12 protein-coding genes are annotated in these 17,277 nt (G+C 66.9%); 3 read left to right on the forward strand and 9 right to left on the reverse strand.

Annotated elements, in window-relative coordinates:
• Positions 1-508: 508 nt before the first annotated feature.
• From BBX35_RS01160 to BBX35_RS01180, 5 genes are all read right to left on the reverse strand, one after another.
• Positions 509-1,786 carry an adenylate/guanylate cyclase domain-containing protein gene (locus tag BBX35_RS01160; RefSeq protein WP_067215088.1) on the reverse strand — a complete coding sequence of 426 codons (1,278 nt, stop codon included), beginning with the start codon at positions 1,784-1,786 and terminating at the stop codon, positions 509-511.
• Between the two features lie 205 nt (positions 1,787-1,991).
• A complete protein-coding gene (locus BBX35_RS01165) occupies positions 1,992-4,079 on the reverse strand; it encodes a dipeptide ABC transporter ATP-binding protein (protein WP_067215090.1) in 2,088 nt (695 codons plus the stop codon).
• A 13-nt stretch (positions 4,080-4,092) separates the two neighbouring features.
• On the reverse strand, positions 4,093-5,112 hold the full coding sequence (locus BBX35_RS01170) for an ABC transporter permease (protein ID WP_208979734.1): 1,020 nt from the start codon (positions 5,110-5,112) through the stop codon (positions 4,093-4,095).
• An 18-nt stretch (positions 5,113-5,130) separates the two neighbouring features.
• Positions 5,131-6,081 (reverse strand): ABC transporter permease, encoded by a 951-nt coding sequence (locus BBX35_RS01175; protein ID WP_067215093.1) that lies wholly within the window; start codon positions 6,079-6,081, stop codon positions 5,131-5,133.
• Between the two features lie 127 nt (positions 6,082-6,208).
• Positions 6,209-7,900, reverse strand: a complete 1,692-nt coding sequence (locus tag BBX35_RS01180) for an ABC transporter substrate-binding protein (protein WP_067215095.1) — start codon at positions 7,898-7,900, stop codon at positions 6,209-6,211.
• A gap of 535 nt (positions 7,901-8,435) precedes the next feature.
• Here BBX35_RS01180 and BBX35_RS01185 point away from each other — a divergent pair.
• Both BBX35_RS01185 and BBX35_RS01190 read left to right on the forward strand, forming a co-directional pair.
• On the forward strand, positions 8,436-10,025 hold the full coding sequence (locus tag BBX35_RS01185) for a trimethylamine methyltransferase family protein (protein ID WP_067215097.1): 1,590 nt from the start codon (positions 8,436-8,438) through the stop codon (positions 10,023-10,025).
• A gap of 62 nt (positions 10,026-10,087) precedes the next feature.
• Positions 10,088-12,523 carry a GcvT family protein gene (locus BBX35_RS01190; RefSeq protein ID WP_067215100.1) on the forward strand — a complete coding sequence of 812 codons (2,436 nt, stop codon included), beginning with the start codon at positions 10,088-10,090 and terminating at the stop codon, positions 12,521-12,523.
• A 15-nt stretch (positions 12,524-12,538) separates the two neighbouring features.
• Here the strand turns inward: BBX35_RS01190 and BBX35_RS01195 are convergent, their stop codons facing one another.
• Positions 12,539-13,435: a LysR family transcriptional regulator gene (locus tag BBX35_RS01195; protein WP_067215101.1), complete on the reverse strand. Its 897-nt coding sequence runs from the start codon at positions 13,433-13,435 to the stop codon at positions 12,539-12,541.
• A gap of 174 nt (positions 13,436-13,609) precedes the next feature.
• On the opposite strand from BBX35_RS01195, the gene BBX35_RS01200 reads away from it, so the two are divergent.
• Complete coding sequence (locus BBX35_RS01200) at positions 13,610-13,813, forward strand: hypothetical protein (RefSeq protein WP_067215104.1); 204 nt, start codon at positions 13,610-13,612, stop codon at positions 13,811-13,813.
• Between the two features lie 112 nt (positions 13,814-13,925).
• Here BBX35_RS01200 and xylA read toward each other — a convergent pair whose 3' ends face one another.
• From xylA to BBX35_RS01215, 3 genes are all read right to left on the reverse strand, one after another.
• Complete coding sequence (gene xylA, locus BBX35_RS01205; protein WP_067215105.1) at positions 13,926-15,233, reverse strand: xylose isomerase; 1,308 nt, start codon at positions 15,231-15,233, stop codon at positions 13,926-13,928.
• Positions 15,230-16,693 (reverse strand): xylulokinase, encoded by a 1,464-nt coding sequence (xylB, locus tag BBX35_RS01210; RefSeq protein ID WP_067215108.1) that lies wholly within the window; start codon positions 16,691-16,693, stop codon positions 15,230-15,232. The genes xylA and xylB overlap by 4 nt, the downstream gene beginning before the upstream one ends.
• Before the next feature lie 143 nt (positions 16,694-16,836).
• Entirely contained in the window at positions 16,837-17,244 is a 408-nt protein-coding gene (locus BBX35_RS01215) for a hypothetical protein (protein WP_067215110.1), read from the reverse strand.
• Between the last annotated feature and the right edge of the window lie 33 nt (positions 17,245-17,277).

A 17,277-nucleotide genomic window follows, 5' to 3' on the forward strand; every position in this document is an offset into this window, starting at 1 on the left:
ACACCTCACCCGCCGTGCCTCTCCGGTCCAGGCTCGGCGCTGCACATCCTCCGCCCCACCCACAGGATGTCATCCCGGTTTCGGCAAAGCCGAAGACCGGGATCCAGTAACCCCGTACGGTTCGCGTTGAGCCTCAGCGCTGCCGCCGGAACGTCGGTGGCGGCTGGCTTCGCGCCACCATCCACCCCGGCGGATACTGGATACCTGCCTTCGCAGGTATGACAGCGGACAGTGGAACAGGCGCCTCCTGCCTCACTCCTCCCGAGGGTGCCAATAGGTCCCGGGTCGCGCTTCGCTTGCCCGGGATGACCTCCGAGAGGGAGGCACCATCTCGCACCCCACCACCGGAGATCCCACCTCGGCCGTCAGCCCACCGCCGTCGTCCCAACCTCTGACGTCACCCCGGACGAAGGCGAAGCCGGAGATCCGGGGCCCATTCGTTCCCAGAGCATTAGCGATGGCGCGTTGCGTCCGCCTTCTCCCATCGTCGCCTCGAGAGAACGCCCCCTCACCCTTTCGGGCTGAACAACCGCACCGGCTCGGCGACGCCGCGAAGGCGATGCTCGCCGAGGTCGTCGAGCGGCACATCGAGATCGCGCGCAGCCGCCTGCGAGATCAGGATTTCCCGGCCGAGCTCCTTGGTCAGCGCCTCGATGCGGCTTGCCGTGTTGACCGCCGGGCCGATCACCGTGAAATCGAGCCGTCCGGCCGAGCCGACATTGCCGAAGAACACCGTACCCTCGTGCAGCGCGATGCCCGTGCGCAGCGGCGCCCAGATATCCCGCGCGCCCGCGACCGCCGCCGGCGGTGCCTCGTTCAGCGCCGCAATCCCGGCAAGCGCCGCCCGCGCAGCGCGCAGGGCAGCACTTGCCGCCCCCTCGCCTTGCGGAAACACCGCCAGCACCCCGTCGCCCATGAATTTCAGGATCTCGCCGCCTTCGGCGATCACCGCCCCGGCCAGCCGCTCGAAATAGGCGTTGAGCAGCGCCGTCATCGCCGGCCCGGGCAGCCGCGCCGACAGATCGGTGAAGCCGCGCAGGTCAGACATCCAGATCACCGCGTCGATTTCCTCGCCGACGCCCCGCCGGATGCTGCCTTGCAGCACCTTGCCTCCCGCCGCCGGCCCCAGATAGGCGTCGAGCAGGTTTGCCGAAATCCGCCGGTCGATATGCCGGGCGACATGCAGCGCCAGGATCGAAAGCAGCCGGTCGATGCCCGCCCGCTCGGTTTCCGTGAAGCCGCCCGGCTGGCGCGTTGCCAGCGACACCAGGTTGTGCTGGCCGCCACCCCCGGTTCCGCCGGCAGCCGTCAGCGGCAGCGCCATGTAATGGCTGTAGCCGAGTTGCCCGAGTTCCCGCAGCAAGGGGTAGTGCGCCGAGGTGTCCTCGTCGATCATCCGGTCGAAGGCCTCGCCCCGCTCGATCACCGCAAAGATCGGGCTTCGCCGATAGGCATCCGTTGCCAGGATATCCTCGGCCACCTGGATCTCGTCGCAGATCCCGTCGCCCGCCTCCCAGTTCCAGGCAAAGCCATAGATCTGCGGGTGCAGCGTGCCGACATGCAGGCTCGCCCGCTCGAAGGCCGGCATCGCCGCCGCCATGCGCCAGCAGAACGCCTCGAAGAAATCCAGCACGTCGCCGACCGCCAGCGCCTCGCCGAGCAGCCAGGCCTCGAGATCGGCGAGCGTCCCTGCCGCTCCGCCCGCCTCGCCCGGCACACGCTGCGAGCGCCGGCGCAGCCGCACCCCCTTCGCATAGGACCTTGGAAACGGATCGATCCCGGCCATCCCCGTCTTTCCCGCCTCTTCATCCGGCCACCCCGGACAGCACGTCACGACCGCACTCTACCTCAAGGCAGCCGCACCGGGGACAAGTGCTGCGGGGCACGCCGCCCGGCAGCATCGGCGATTTCGGGAAATTGAGACGGCCGAAATCAAAATTTCGCAATTTCGAGACGGAATTTTGCAAAATCCGTCTCGAAATTCTCAAGACCTATTCGGCCGCCTCGACCTTCGGCTTTATCACCGGCTCCATCGCCGCCAGTTCGGCCGGATCGAGATGGCACAGGATCCGGTGCCCCTCGCCGAAGCTGCGCAGCGGCGGCAGCTCGGCATCGCAGGTGCCCGGCATCATGTAGGGGCAGCGGGTGGAGAACGGACAGCCCCTCGGCGGGTTGGTCGGCGATGGGATTTCCCCCTTCAGGACGATGTGCCGCTTCTCGATCCGCGTATCGGCGATCGGCACCGCCGCCAGCAGCGCCTCGGTGTAGGGATGGTAGGGCGGCGCGAAGATTTCCTCGGTCGTGCCCTGCTCCATGATCCGGCCGAGATACATCACCACCACCCGGTCGGCCAGGTACCGCACCACCGACAGGTCGTGGCTGATGAACAGCATCGTCGTGCGGTTCTCGCGCTGGATGTCCATCAGCAGCTCGGTCACCGCCGCCTGCACCGAAACGTCCAGCGCCGACACCGGCTCGTCGGCGATCACCACCTTCGGATTGCCGGCAAAGGCGCGGGCGATGCCCACCCGCTGCTTCTGGCCGCCGGACAGCTGGCGCGGCTTGCGCTTGGCGAAATCGCGCGGCAGCTTCACCGTGTCGAGCAGCCGGAAGACGATCTCCTCCACCTCCTCGTCCTTGCTGGCGACCCCGAACTTGCGGATCACCCGGGCGATCTGGCTGCCGACGGAATGCGACGGGTTCAGCGTGTCGAACGGGTTCTGGAAGACCATCTGCAGCTTCGAGATGGTCTCGGCATTGCGCCGCTCCACCGGCAGGTCGCCGAGCTCGACAGTGCCCAGCATCACCTTGCCGTCGGTCGCATCCTCCAGCCCCATCAGCACCTTGGCGAAGGTCGACTTGCCGCAGCCGCTCTCGCCGACGATGGCCACCGTCTCGGCCTCGCGCGCGGTAAAGCTCAGCTTCTCGTTGGCCTTCACCACCCGCTCGCTGCCGCCGACGAAGAGCCCGCCGTCCTCGATCAGGTAGTGCTTGGTCATGTTCTCGACGGAGAGCACCGTGTCGCCCGCCTCCACCGGCGGCTTCGCCTCGCCCTTCGGCAGGTCGCGGTCCCAGTCGATCTCCTGGAAGCGCTCGCAGCGCACCTTGTGGTCGTCGTCGCCCGGCACCGCATGCATCGGCAGCCGGCCGACATTGCACAGCCCGTCGCGGAAGAAGGTGCAGCGCGGCCCGAAGTTGCACCCCTCGGGGCGCTCGTGCGGCAGCGGCAGCTGGCCCGGGATTGCCGCCAGCGGATGGGCGTTCTTGTCGGCGCCGGGCAACGGGATCGAGCCGAACAGTCCCCGCGTGTAGGGATGGCGCATCTCGTCGAAGACGTCATGGATGTCCCCGACCTCCACCGCCTCGCCGGAATACATCACGGTCAGCCGGTCGCAGGTCTCCAGGATCAGCCCGAGATTGTGCGAGATGTAGATCATCGAGGTGCCGAACTCCTCGGCGATCTCGTTGATCAGCTCGACGATGCCCGCCTCGACGGTCACGTCCAGCGCCGTCGTCGGCTCGTCGAGCAGCAGCAGCTTGGGGTTCGACAGCAGCGCCATGGCGATCACCACGCGCTGCTGCTGGCCGCCGGAAATCTGGTGCGGGTAGGACGCCAGGATGCGCTTGGGGTCCGGCAGGCGCACCTTGGCCAGCATCTCCTCGGCCCGCGCCAGCGCCTCGCGCTCGCTCAACCCGTCATGGTAGATCGGCACCTCGGCCAGCTGGTCGCCGATGGTCATCGACGGGTTCAGCGAGGCCATCGGCTCCTGGTAGACCATGGCGATGCGCGAGCCGCGGATCCGCCGCAGCTCCTCCTCGCTCATCTGCCGCATGTCGCGGCCTTCGAACAGGATTTCCCCGCCGACGATGGCGCCGTTCTTGCCCATGTACTGCATGATGGCCAGCGCCACGGTCGACTTGCCGCAGCCGCTCTCGCCGACGATGCCGTGCGCCTCGCCCGGCATGAGCTTCAGGTTGAAGTCGACCACGGCCGGGATCTCGCCGGCGCGCGTGTAGTAGGAGATGCAAAGGTTCCGGCATTCGAGAACGGGAACCTGATCGGCGGCGTGATCGCTCATTCTGTCCCCCTCCTCAGTCGCGCAGGCTCATTTCCCGAAGGCCGTCGGCCATCAGGTTGAAGCCAAGGATCAGGCTCGAAACGGCCAGCGCCGGCACGAGCAGCATGTAGGAGAACTTCCACAGCATCGCCGTCTTGGCGCTCTCGCGGATCATCAATCCCCAGTCCGGGTCGGGCGGCTGCAGGCCGAGGCCCAGGAAGGTCAGCGTGGTGATCGCCACCGTCGTGTAGCCGAGCCGCAGGCAGGCATCGACGATGATCGGCCCGCGCACGTTCGGCAGCAGCTCGAAGATCATGATGTAGAGCGGATGCTCGCCGCGGGTCTGCGCCGCGTAGACGTAGTCGCGCGTCTTGATGTCGAGCGCCAATCCCCGGACGATGCGCATGATCGCCGGCGCCGAGGCGAAGGTCACCGCCACCACGATGTTGAAGCCCGACGGCCCCAGATAGTTCAGGATGACGATGAACAGCACCATCACCGGGAACGACAGCAGCACGTTGGCGACGAACGAAATGATCTCGTCCCACCAGCCGGCCAGGTAGCCGGAGATCAGGCCGAACATGGCGCCCACCACATAGGCGACCATGGTCGCCGTCACGCCCCAGACCAGCACCCGCTGGCAGCCCCAGATCATGCGCGACAGCATGTCCCGGCCCTTGAAGTCGGTGCCCAGCCAGAAGAACAGGTCGTTCCGCTCGGTGAACGGCGTCGTGAACGGGGCAATCGGCTTGTTCGGGTCCATCAGGGGCAGGTACGGCGCGCTGACCGCCATCAGCAGCCAGAAGAACACCAGCGTCAGCCCGATCACCGCGACGCGGCTCTCGCGGAACGCCCGGATGCCCAGCACGTAGAGCATCAGCGTCGCCGGGATCGCCGGCAGCAGCACGGCCCGCGCCTCGCCGCCGATTGCCTGGCCGAACATCACATAGGCCATCAGCGGCAGCCACATCAGCAGCACCAGCACGGCGACGGGCTTCGGCTTCGACAGCCGGTCGAGGACGGAAGGGCCGGACGGGATCTCGGTCACTGCCATGGAACGCGTCTCCGGTCCTTACGCAAAACGGATGCGAGGGTTCAGGAAGGTGTAGCCGATGTCGGAGATGATCTGCGACAGCACGGCAACGGCGACGGCGACCAGCGTGCAGGCCTGCACCACCTCCACATCGGGAAACAGTGCCGCTTCCAGCAGCAGCTTGCCGAAGCCGTCGTATTCGAAGAAGACCTCCACCACGACGACGCCCGACAGCAGCCAGTTGAGCTGCAACACGATCAGCGTGAAGGGCGCGATCAAGGCGTTGCGCAGCGCATGGCGCATCACCACCCGGCGGTACGGCAGGCCCTTCAGGATCGCCGTTCGGATGTATTGCGAGGTCATCACCTCGGCCATCGAGGCGCGGGTCATCCGGGCCACATAGCCGAAGTCGTAGATCACCAGCGTCAGCACCGGCAGGATCAGTTCGCGGAAATTGAACCCGCCGATCATCGCCGATTTCACCGGCAGCCAGCCGAGGCCGAGGGCGAAGATGATGGTCAGCAGGATGGCGCTGGCGATCTCCGGGATACTGGTCGTGAACACCGAGACGAACGAGATCGTCCGGTCTTGCAGCGATCCCTCCTTCATCCCCGCGAGAATGCCCAGGATCAGCGACAGCGGGATCATCAGCGCGAAGACGAAAAAGGCCAGGATGCCGGTATTGGCCAGCCTGTCGGCCAGCAGCGGCGCGACCGGCCGGTTCTTCTCGTAGGAGAAGCCGAGATCGCCGCTCAGGATGTTGCCGACCCAGTTGGCGTAGCGCTGGTAGAAGGGCACGTCGAGACCGCGCGCGGCCAGCCAGCTCTTGTAGCTTTCCTCGGTCAGGGCGGAGACGGCGAAGCCGCCAAGCTCCTGGACTGCCAGCCGTTTCTTGAACTCCGGCGTGTCGAAGATCGCGAACAGCAGCAGCGAGGAGACCGCCATGATCAGAACCATCTGAACCAGGCGTCTCAGGATCAGTTTCAGCATGTGGTGCCCACCGTGTCGGCCCCTCGACCATGCCCCGCCTCAAGCGCGGCATGCGGGCCCTCCCCCTGACCTCGGCAAAGAAGCCGCCGCACCCGGAAAATCCAGGCGCGGCAAGCCTTTGTCAGCGTCAGCTCATCCAGACCTTGTTGAACTGGTGATACTGGGTCGGGTGGGCCGGGTAGCCGTTCACCGACTTGGAGGCCATGCAGTAGACCGGCCGCCAGATCGGCATGACCATCACGGAAGCGTCCTGCAGGATCTGCGCCGCCTTGGCGAGCAGCCCCTTGCGGGCCTCCACGTCGAGCGTCGCCTCGGCCTCGTCGAGCGCGGCGTCGAACTCCGGCGAGGCGAAGCCGGACTCGTTCCACGGCACGCCCGTGCGGTAGCCGAGCGACATCACCATCGTGCCGAGCGGACGGTGGGTCCAGGCGGTGGCGCCGAACGGCGTCTGCGTCCAGATCTCCCAGTACTTGGAAGCCGGAATGACGTTGATGTTCAGCGTGATGCCCGCGTCCTTGAGCTGGTCGCGCATGGCTTCGGCGGCCGTCTGGTGCCACGGGCCGTCCGTGTTGCCGACATCGATGGTCAGCGTGATGCCGTCCGGATGGCCGGCCTCGGCGAGCAGCGCCTTGGCGCCCTCCACGTCGCGGGTCAGCGGCGCCAACGCCTGGTAGTCCGGATGGACCGGCGCGACGTGATGGTTCTCGCCGACATCGCCGCCTTCCGGATAGACCAGCGGCTTGATCGCGGCGTTGTCGATGGCCATGGTCACGGCCTTGCGCACGCGCTCGTCCGTGAAAGGCTCGGCATCGACGCGCATGCGGCAGCACAGGCACTGCGCGGTGCGGGCGGCGATGATGTTGCCGTCGATGGCCTTGGCCAGCTCCATCTGCTCGACGCCGAAGTCGTAGATCGCATCGACGCTCTGTCCGGCAAAGGCGGTCAGCTGGTTGTCGGCATCGAAGTTGTAGTAGTGGATCTCGTCGAGAAACACCGTGCCGCCCCAGTACTCGAAGGGCTGGCCGCCGACCTCGGTCACCTTCTTCAGGATGCAGCGGTCTCCGACGACATTCTCGGTGATCGTGTAGGCGCCCGTGCCGTTCATCGAGCTGTCGAGCGGCGGCTTGAAGCCGCGATGCACGATGGCGGTCGGGTAGTTGTACATATCCTCGGGGAAGGACAGCACCGGCTTGGTCAGGTTGAAGCGGATCGTGTGATCGTCGACGATCTCGATGGCGCCGTCGATGAGGCTCTTCTTGCCGTCCTTATCCTCGACCATCGCCGAGACCGACGAGAGGCCGATATTCGACGAGCCGAGATCCGGGTTGGTCCAGCGCTCGAAGTTGAACTTCACGTCCTCGGCGGTGAAATCGTCGCCGTTGTGCCACTTCACGCCCTTGCGCAGGTAGAAGGTCCAGGTCTTCAAATCCTCGGAGGCTTCCCAGCGCTCGGCCAGCATCGGCCGGGTCACGTTGTCCGGGCCGGTCATCGCCAGGTATTCCAGCATGTGGCGGGTCTGGTTGGAGGCCTGGGTCCACGAGAAGGTCGCCGGATCGTCGATCTTCTGGACCTGCATCGCCACCTTCAGGATGCCGCCAGCCTTGGCGTTGGCATCGTCTGCCGGGAACGGCAGGTTGGCCGCATCCTGCGCGACCGCTGGGCTCGGAAGGCCCGCCATCGCGTAGGCCGCGCCGGCGCCCACACCCAGAAGCGCGGCGTAGCGGACGAACTCGCGGCGGCTCAGCCGGCCGCTGTCCATCTGTTCCTGCGCTTCCCTGACTTTCGGATGCATCTTGCTTGACGTCTCGTTGGTCGACATGCCCTGTCTCCCCTCCAACCGATTGCTGTGCTTGATGTTTTTGTGCTGCCGAGGCGGGCCGGGGCTCGCGCTCGAATGTCGTTCCTGGCCTTGCCGTTCCTCGCCGGCGCTGGCGCGCCTGCAGGGTCCGACTGCGGACCTGCCCTGGAGATCCTCCGTTTCGGCCGGCCGCCCGTCCGGCCCCTCGCCGGATGTGCGCACCGGTGCTCTTTCCCGATGCCGCAGCGGCCGACAGGCGGTCCGCACGGATCGGATCGCGTCAACCTAACATGCAATCCCGGTGGCTTGGCAAAGCCTTGGAGGCATTTTTTTGAGGTCCGGCAGGGCCGTGTCGGTATCGAACAACAGATCGTCGCATAATCGATATCGCCTTTCCCTCGTTGCCGGCGCTAGGCTCCTGTCATATCGCGCGTATTGAAACGCGAACGCCTCCGAAACAACTGGCCGTATGCTTGGTGTTTTCGGAAACGCTGGAAATTTACTGAGACGGATACGAAACTAGACGTCCGCAACCACGGCGGGGGAGCCGGTTCGCATGGCCCAGACGGACGAAATCGAGGGTCTCGCCCCGGGCGAGGAGGAGGCCGGCGGCCGTCGCCGCGGACGTAGGGGCCGCCGGGAGGTCCAGGGCCATTCGGACGCCATCGAGCAGAAGCCCTTCCGGGCCCGCCGCAACCCCTTCGCTCCCGTCCAGGCGGTCTCCGAAGATCAACTTGAGGCGATCCATTCCGCCTCGCTCGACGTCCTGGAAAATATCGGTGTCGATTTTATCAATAGCGAGGCGAAGGCCCTTTTGAAGGCGGCCGGCGCCGACATATCCCCCTCGTCCGACCGAATCAGGATGGATCGCGGCCTGGTTCTGCAGGCGCTCGCCAGCGCACCGGAGGAGTTCATCCTTCACGCGAGGAACCCGGAGCGAAATCTCAAGGTCGGGGGCGACAGCGTCATCTGGAGCGGTGTCGCCAGCGCCCCGAACTGCGCCGACGCGCAGCGCGGCCGGCGCCCCGGCAGCCAGCAGGACTATCGCGACTTCCTCCGCCTCAGCCAGGTCTTCAACGTCATCGACCTGAACGGCGGCTACCCGGTCGAGCCGGTCGACATCCACGCGTCGGTCCGCCATCTCGACTGCATCTCCGACTTCGTGACGCTGACCGACAAGGCCTTCCACATCTACTCACTCGGCCGCGAGCGAAATCTCGACGGCATGGAGATCGCCCGGATTGCACTTGGACTGACACATGAGGAATTCGAAAGAACTCCTTCTGTCATATCGATTATCAACTCCTCCTCCCCGCTGCGCCTGGACACGCCGATGCTCCAGGGCATCATCGAGATGTCGCGGCGCGGGCAGCCGATCGTGCTCACCCCGTTCACGCTCGCCGGTGCGATGGCGCCGGTCACCGTCGCCGGCGCCCTGGTGCAGCAGAACGCCGAGGCGCTGGCCGGCCTCGCCTTCGCCCAGATCGTGCGCCCCGGCGCGCCGGTGGTCTATGGCGGCTTCACCTCCAATGTCGACATGAAGTCCGGCGCCCCCGCCTTCGGCACGCCGGAATACATGCAGGCGGCCCTTGTCGGCGGCCAGCTCGCCCGCCGCTACAAGCTGCCCTACCGCTCCTCCGCGGTCTGTGCGGCCAACTCGCCCGACGCCCAGGCCGCGTGGGAGACCGTGTTCTCGCTCTGGGGCGCGATCATGGGCGGCGCCAACTACATCAAGCACGCCGCCGGCTGGCTGGAAGGCGGGCTGACGGCCGGCTTCGAGAAATTCGTCATCGACATCGATCTCCTGCAGATGATGGATGCCTTCCTGCAGCCGCTCGACACCTCGCCGGACGCGCTGGCGGTCGAGGCGATCCGCGATGTCGGGCCCGGCGGCCACTTCTTCGGCACGGCCCATACGCAAGCCCGCTACAAGACCGCGTTCTATCCGCCTATCATCTCCGACTGGCGGAACTTCGAGACCTGGCGCGATGCCGGCTCGCCGACCGCCTACGACAAGGCGCAGGTGGTCTGCAGGAAGGCGCTCACCGAATACGAGGCGCCGCCGCTCGATCCGGCCATCGCCGAGGAGCTGGCCGCCTTCGTCGCCCGGCGAAAGGCCGAAGGCGGCGCCCCGACCGACTTCTGACGTCGGCGGCCGCCTGCCGCCGACGCTCCCATCCCTTTCCAGACAAGCGGGGAAGCAGACGAATGAAATCCCAGGCTCGCGTGGTGGTGATCGGCGGCGGCGTCGTCGGCTGCAGCGTCCTTTATCACCTGACCCGGAGGGGCTGGACCGACGTGCTGCTGATCGAGCGCTCGGAGCTCACCTCCGGCTCGACCTGGCATGCGGCCGGCGGCTTCCACACGCTGAACGGCGACCCGAACGTCGCCAAGCTGCAGGCCTATACCGTCTCGCTCTACAAGGAGATCGAGGAGCTTTCCGGCCAGTCCTGCGGCCTTCACCTGACCGGCGGCCTGCAGCTGGCCGACACGCCGGAACGACTCGACTGGCTGAAGATGGCCCATGCCCGCGGCCGCTACCTCGGCATGGAAACGGAGATCATCTCGGCGAAAGAGGCCAAGGAGCTGCTGCCGCTGATCGACGAGCGGCACTTCGTCGGCGCCATGTGGGACCCGATCGAGGGTCATCTCGACCCCTCCGGCACCACCCACGCTTATGCCAAGGCGGCGCGCAAGGCCGGCGCCGAGATCTCGCTGCGCAACCGCGTCGTCGAGCTGGCCCAGAAGCCGGACGGCACCTGGCTCGTCGTCACCGAGCAGGGCACGGTGGAGGCCGAACACGTGGTGAATGCCGGCGGCCTTTGGGCGCGCGAGGTCGGCCGCATGGTCGGGCTGGAACTCCCGGTCCTTGCCATGGAGCACCACTACCTGCTGACCGAAGACATGCCGGAGATCGCCGAGATCGTCGCCTCGACCGGCAAGGAGATGGTCCACGCCATCGACTTTTCCGGCGAGATCTATACCCGTCAGGAGCGCGGCGGCATGCTGCTCGGCACCTATGAGCGCGCGGCGACGCCCTGGAGCCCGCGCCAGACGCCCTGGGACTTCGGCCAGGAGCTGCTGGCCCCGAACCTGGAGCGCATCGCCCCCTCGCTTGAGATCGGCTTCGAGCACTTCCCCGCGCTCAAGCACACCGGCATCAAGCAGTTCGTCAACGGCCCCTTCACCTTCGCCCCCGACGGCAATCCGCTGGTCGGCCCGGTGCGCGGCCTGACCAATTTCTGGTGCGCCTGCGCAGTCATGGCCGGCTTCAGCCAGGGCGGCGGCGTCGGCCTTGCCCTCTCGAACTGGATGGTCGACGGCGATCCCGGTTTCGACATCTGGGGCATGGATGTCGCCCGCTTCGGCCCCTGGGCCACCCTCGCCTATACCAACGCCAAGGTGCGCGAGAACTATTCCCGCCGCTTCCGCATCCGCTATCCCAACGAGGAACTGCCGGCCGCCCGTCCGCACCAGACGACGCCGCTCTACGACCGCATGCGCGCGCAAGGCGCCGTGATGGGCGACAGCTGGGCGCTGGAAACCCCGCTCTGGTTCGCGCCCGAAGGCACGGAGCCGCGCGACATCGTCTCCTTCCGCCGGTCCAACGACTTCGCGCATGTCAAGGCCGAGTGCCAGGCGGTGCGCAACGGCGTCGGCATCACCGAGATCGCCAATTTCGCCAAGTACGAGATCGCAGGTCCCGGCGCCGAGGCCTTCCTCGACAAGCTGATGACCAACCGCATGCCGGCCCTCGGCAAGATGGTGCTGACGCCGATGCTCAACGAGACCGGCAAGCTGATCGGCGACTTCACCATCGCCCGCATTGCCGACGACCGCTTCCTGATGTGGGGCTCGTCGCAGGCCGAAATCTATCACATGCGCTGGTTCGAGCGGCACCTGCCGCAGGACGGCTCGGTGCGCGTGACGCCGATCAATCTCGGCTGGGTCGGCCTGTCGATCGCCGGCCCCAGGGCGCGCGACCTGCTGGCGCGCGTCACCGGCGATGACGTGTCGAATGCCGCCTTCCCCTTCATGGCCAGCCGGGCGATGGACGTCGCCTCGGCCCCCTGCCATGTCAGCCGCATCAGCTATACCGGCGACCTCGGCTACGAGATCTGGATGGCACCTCACTACGAGCGCCGGGTCTACGACGCGCTGAAGGAAGCCGGCGCCGATCTCGGCCTGGGCGACTTCGGCATGCGCGCCCTGCTCTGCCTGCGGCTGGAAAAGAACTTCGGCACCTGGTTCCGCGAGTTCCGGCCGATTTACGGGCCGTATGAGGCCGATCTCGGCCGCTTCGTCGCGCTGAACAAGGGCGATTTCATCGGCCGCGAGGCCGCCATGCGGGAGAAGGAAACCGGCGGCACTCTGCGCCGGGTCAGCTTCGTCGTTGAGGCGAACGATGCCGACGTGATCGGCGACGAGCCGATCTGGCACGACGGAAAGGTCGTCGGCTGGATCACCTCCGGCGGCTACGGCCACTTCGTCGACGCCTCGCTGGCGCAGGGCTATTTGCCGAAGGAGTTGGCGGCGCTCGGCGCGGACGGCGCCTTCGAGATCGAGATCATCGGCGAGCGGGTGAAGGCGCACATCATCACCGAGCCGCTGTTCGACCCGCGCGCCGAGCGCATGCGCATGTAGACGGCACAGCGCGCGTCAGCTTGCCGGATTCATCTCCCGGAAGCAGGCGATCACATGGCTGGCGAAGGCATCGCTCGCCTTGCCGGCATTGCCCGCCTCCTTGAGGATCAAGTGGTAGTCGCCGATTTCCGGCAGGCCGTGACGCGCGTCCAGCTTCTGCAGCGGCGGCGTGATGACGCTGGTCGGGAACGGTGCGACGGCAAGGTCGGCCAGCAGGGCCGCTTCCTGGCCCGCGCTGTGGAAGCTCTGATAGGCGATGCGGTAGGGATGCTCGGCCTTGTCGAGCGCGATGCGCGCGGCCTTGCGCCAGGGGCAGCCGGACACCGACAGCGCCAGCGGCAGCGGGTTGCGGCTATAGGCGACGCCCCCTTCCAGCCCGGCCCAGGCCAGCGGCTCGGTGTAGACGATCTCCCCGCCCCGGGCGAGATCGCTGTCGGGCCGCGCCGTGTAGAGGATCAGGTCGAGCTGCCCCTCTTTGAGCTTCTGCAGCAGCGGCGGGCTGCCGTCGAGATGCACGTCGACATTGACCGCCGGATGCGACCGGGCGAAGCGCGTCAGGATGTTGGGCAGGAATCGCGTGCCGAAATCGGACGGCGCGCCGAAGCGCACCTCGCCCTCGATGGAGGGCGAGCGGAACATCGCCACCGCCTCCTCGTTGAGCAGCAGGATGCGGCGCGCGTAACCGAGCAACGCCTCGCCTTCCGCAGTCATGCGGACACTGCGTCCCTCCCTTGCAAAAACCGCAGTGCCGAGCAGCGTCTCCAGCTTTTTCACCTGCATGGAGACGGCCGACGGCGTGCGGCCGATCACCTCGGAAGCCTTTGAAAAACTTCCTGTTTCCGCGATGACGAGGAAGGTCCTGTACAGGTCCGTCTCGATCAGCGGCGTGCCTTTTCCCGGCACCAGATCCATGGCTCGGCCTCCTGGCGGTTCAGTTCAATGAAATTGATCATATACATGAGTTCTTTTGGTTTGCCTGATAGCACGAATGCGACCATATCCCCGGTCAGAGCGGCAGGACAGTTCGCCAACGCGAACCGCCCGAACCGCAACGGCACACGCAACTCGAGCATATGGAGAGCACCCATGTCCTACCTGACCCGGGTCCTCGGCAACACCTTCGGTATCGCATCGCGCGTTCATGCGCTCTCGGTCGCCGACTCCGATCCGCGCACCCTTGCCGATCTCGGCATGTCGGGCGACGCGGCGAAGCAGGCCCGCTTCCAGTCGTTCCGCGCCGGCGAGCCCGGTGCCTCGAACGCTGCCCGCCTCGGACTGAACGGTCGCTGAGCACGCATCCCCGCCGGCCCGACGACCGCATCGATCCGCCTGAACGACAAACCGCCGAAGCTCACGCTTCGGCGGTTTTCGTTTTCGTGCAGGCGCGACGAGGAACCGCTGCTCAGAGGCGACGGTTGACCAGGTTCTCCAGGTATTCCTGACGGCCCGAGACGGGACGCGGATCGATGCCCTCGCGCTCGACACGCGCGGCGATCTCCTCCAGCGTGCGCTCGCCCTTCAGCATCGCGGCCGCCTCCGGCGCCTGCCAGCCGGCATAGCGCTTGGCCACCGCATCCGACAGGTCGCCCTTTTCCATGAGCTCGGCCGCAGCCAGAAGCCCGCGCGCGCAGGTGTCCATGCCACCGATATGGCCGTGGATCAGGTCGGCCGCGTCCAGCGACTGGCGGCGGAGCTTGGCATCGAAGTTGAGGCCACCGGTGGTGAAGCCGCCCGCCTTCAGGATGTAGTAGAGGGCCAGAGCCACTTCCGGCACGTTCATCGGGAACTGGTCGGTGTCCCAGCCGGACTGGTAGTCGTTGCGGTTCATGTCGATGGAGCCGAAGATCCCGAGCGCGGAAGCGAGCGCCACCTCGTGCTCGAAGGAATGGCCGGCGAGCACCGCGTGGCCGACCTCGATGTTCACCTTCACCTCGTTCTCGAGGCCATAGGCCTTGAGGAAGCCGTAGACCGTGGCGACGTCGTAGTCGTACTGGTGCTTGGTCGGCTCCTGCGGCTTCGGCTCGATCAGGATCGTGCCCGGAAAGCCGATCTTGTGCTTGTACTCGACCACCATCGACAGGAAGCGGCCCATCTGGTCGAGCTCATGCTTGAGGTCGGTGTTGAGCAGCGTCTCATAGCCCTCGCGCCCGCCCCACAACACGTAGTTCTGGCCGCCGAGCTGATGGGTCACGTCCATGCAGGCCTTCACCTGCCCTGCCGCATAGGCGAAGACGTCCGGGTCCGGATTGGTCGCCGCGCCGGCCATGTAGCGGCGGTGCGAGAAGAGGTTGGCCGTGCCCCACAGGAGGCGAGTCTTAGACGTCTCCATCTTGCGGGCGAAGACCTCGGCGATCTCCTGCAGGTTGCGGTTGCTCTCGGCGAGCGTCGCGCCCTCCGGCACCGCGTCCCGGTCGTGGAAGCAGAAGAACGGCACGCCGAGCAGGTCGAACATCTCGAAGGCGACATCGGCCTTCAGACGCGCCATCTCCATCGTCTCGCCGAACCACGGCCGCTCGAAGGTCTGCCCGCCGAAGGGATCGCCGCCCGGCCAGCAGAAGCTGTGCCAGTAGGCGACGGCGAAGCGCAGATGATCCTCCATCCGCTTGCCCAGCACGAGCCGGTCGGCGTCGTACCAGCGATAGGCAAAGGGATTTTCGCTCTCCGGCCCTTCGTAGCGAATGGCGGGAATGCCGTCGAAAAACGCTGTCATCGCAGAACCTCTTTCAGTGCCGGATAAAGCGCCCGGTAGCGGGCGAGCCCTTCCTCGTGGAAGGCGCGCTGCCCCGCGTCAGGGCCGATGGAATGTGCCGTGGGCGGCGGTGCGAAACGGTCGGCGCCGCAAGCGCCGGTGGCCGCCGCGCGGCCGAGCCGCGCCGCACCGAAGGCGGCGCCGAAATCCCCGTTGCCGGGCACGTCGATCTCGATGCCCAGCACGGTTGCCAGGATCTCCAGCCAGTTGCGCGAGCGGGCACCGCCGCCGATGGCGGTGGCGCGCTCCACACGGGTGCCGGCCGCCGACAGCACGTCGAGGCAGTCGCGGAAGGCATAGGCGACGCCCTCCAGCACGGCGAGTGCGAGATCGGCCCGATCATGCGCCTGCGACAGGCCGACGAAGCTGCCGCGCGCCGAGGCGTCATTGTGCGGTGTGCGCTCGCCGGACAGATACGGCAGGAACAGCACCGGCGGCCCGTCGCGGCGGGAGCGCTGGCGCGCGGCGGCCTCCGCCTCCAGCGTCGCGACATCGCAGCCCGAAACCCGCGCCAGCCAGTTGAGGCTGTCGGTCGCCGACAGGATCACGCCCATCTGGTGCCAGGTGTCGGGCAGCGCGTGACAGAAGGCATGGACCGCACCGGCGGTGTTGGGCCGGAAACGGTCGGTGGCGACGAAGAGCACGCCGGACGTGCCGAGCGACAGGAAGGCCTCGCCCGGACGCACCGCGCCGATGCCGCAGGCGCTGGCGGCATTGTCGCCGGCACCGCCCGCCACCACCGGCGGACGGGCAAAGCCCCAGCGGGACGAGAGCTCCGGCAGGACCGACCCGGTGGCGTCGGTTCCTTCGGCAAGCGCCGGCATGTTGGCGCGCATGAGACCGGTTGCAGCGAGCAGCTCGTCCGACCAGTCGCGCCGGGCAACGTCGAGCCACAAGGTGCCGGCGGCGTCCGACATGTCCGAGGCCGCCGTCCCGGTCAGGCGCAGGCGGACGTAATCCTTCGGCAGCAGCACCAAGGCAGTTTTCGCGAAGGTTTCGGGCTCGTGGCGGGCAACCCATTCGAGCTTCGGCGCGGTAAAGCCCGGCATCACCAGATTGCCGCCGATGCCGCGAAAGTCCGCTCGTGCGTCGAGCGCCGCGCATTCGGCTTCCGAGCGGCCGTCGTTCCACAGGATCGCCGGGCGAAGCACCTCGTGCGCGGCGTCCAGCAGTGTGGCGCCGTGCATCTGGCCGGACAAGCCGATGCCGGCAACGGCCGACATTTCGGACGGATGGCTGCGGGAGAGCTCGTCGAGCGTTGCGACCACCGCCTCCCACCAGGCGTGCGGGTCCTGCTCCGACCAGCCGGAATGCGGCCGGGAAACGGTCAGCGAACTGGAGGCGGAAGCAAGGATCGCATCCGTCTCGTCCATGAGCACGGTCTTGACCCCGGACGTACCGATGTCGATTCCCAGATACACGCGTCCTCCCGCGCCGCCGTGCGGCTGTTCATATTATTTTCGATACCAAAATATACCATGGCGCGAGGAAATAAAGAGGCACGATGAAAAGCGGCGGCACGAAGGGATCGCGCCGCCGGAGCATGGTGTTCGTAAGCCCTCGGTCAGGCAGAAGCGGTCGATGCCCCCAAGCGCGCCATGGCCCGCTGCTCGGCAAGCGCCAGCACCGCCACCGCGGCGGCCTGGATGCCGAGAAAGGCGTAGCCGAGCGCTGTCGGCGAGACGAGGCCGAACAGCGGCAGCGCAAGGCTTGCCGCCACCCAGAGCCAGTTGCCCGCAACGACGACGAACACGCCCGCGGCCGGCGGAGCGGAGGGGACGGCGACCGCCAGCATGAAGGCGGCGACCGGCAGCAGCGCGAGCCCCGCATAGAACAGGAGATCGTGCGGCAGACCGAGTGGCAGCGCCAGAACGCCGCCGGCAACAAGCAGCAGCCCGCCCATCACAAGGCAGGTGACGGCATCGAGACCGAGAAGGCCGCGCAGGGAAAGACGGTCGAAGATCTGCAACATGGGAACTCTCCTTGGCTGGCAGGCCGGCCGGAT

It is taken from the genome of Stappia indica (genome assembly GCF_001696535.1).
Lineage (GTDB): Bacteria > Pseudomonadota > Alphaproteobacteria > Rhizobiales > Stappiaceae > Stappia > Stappia indica.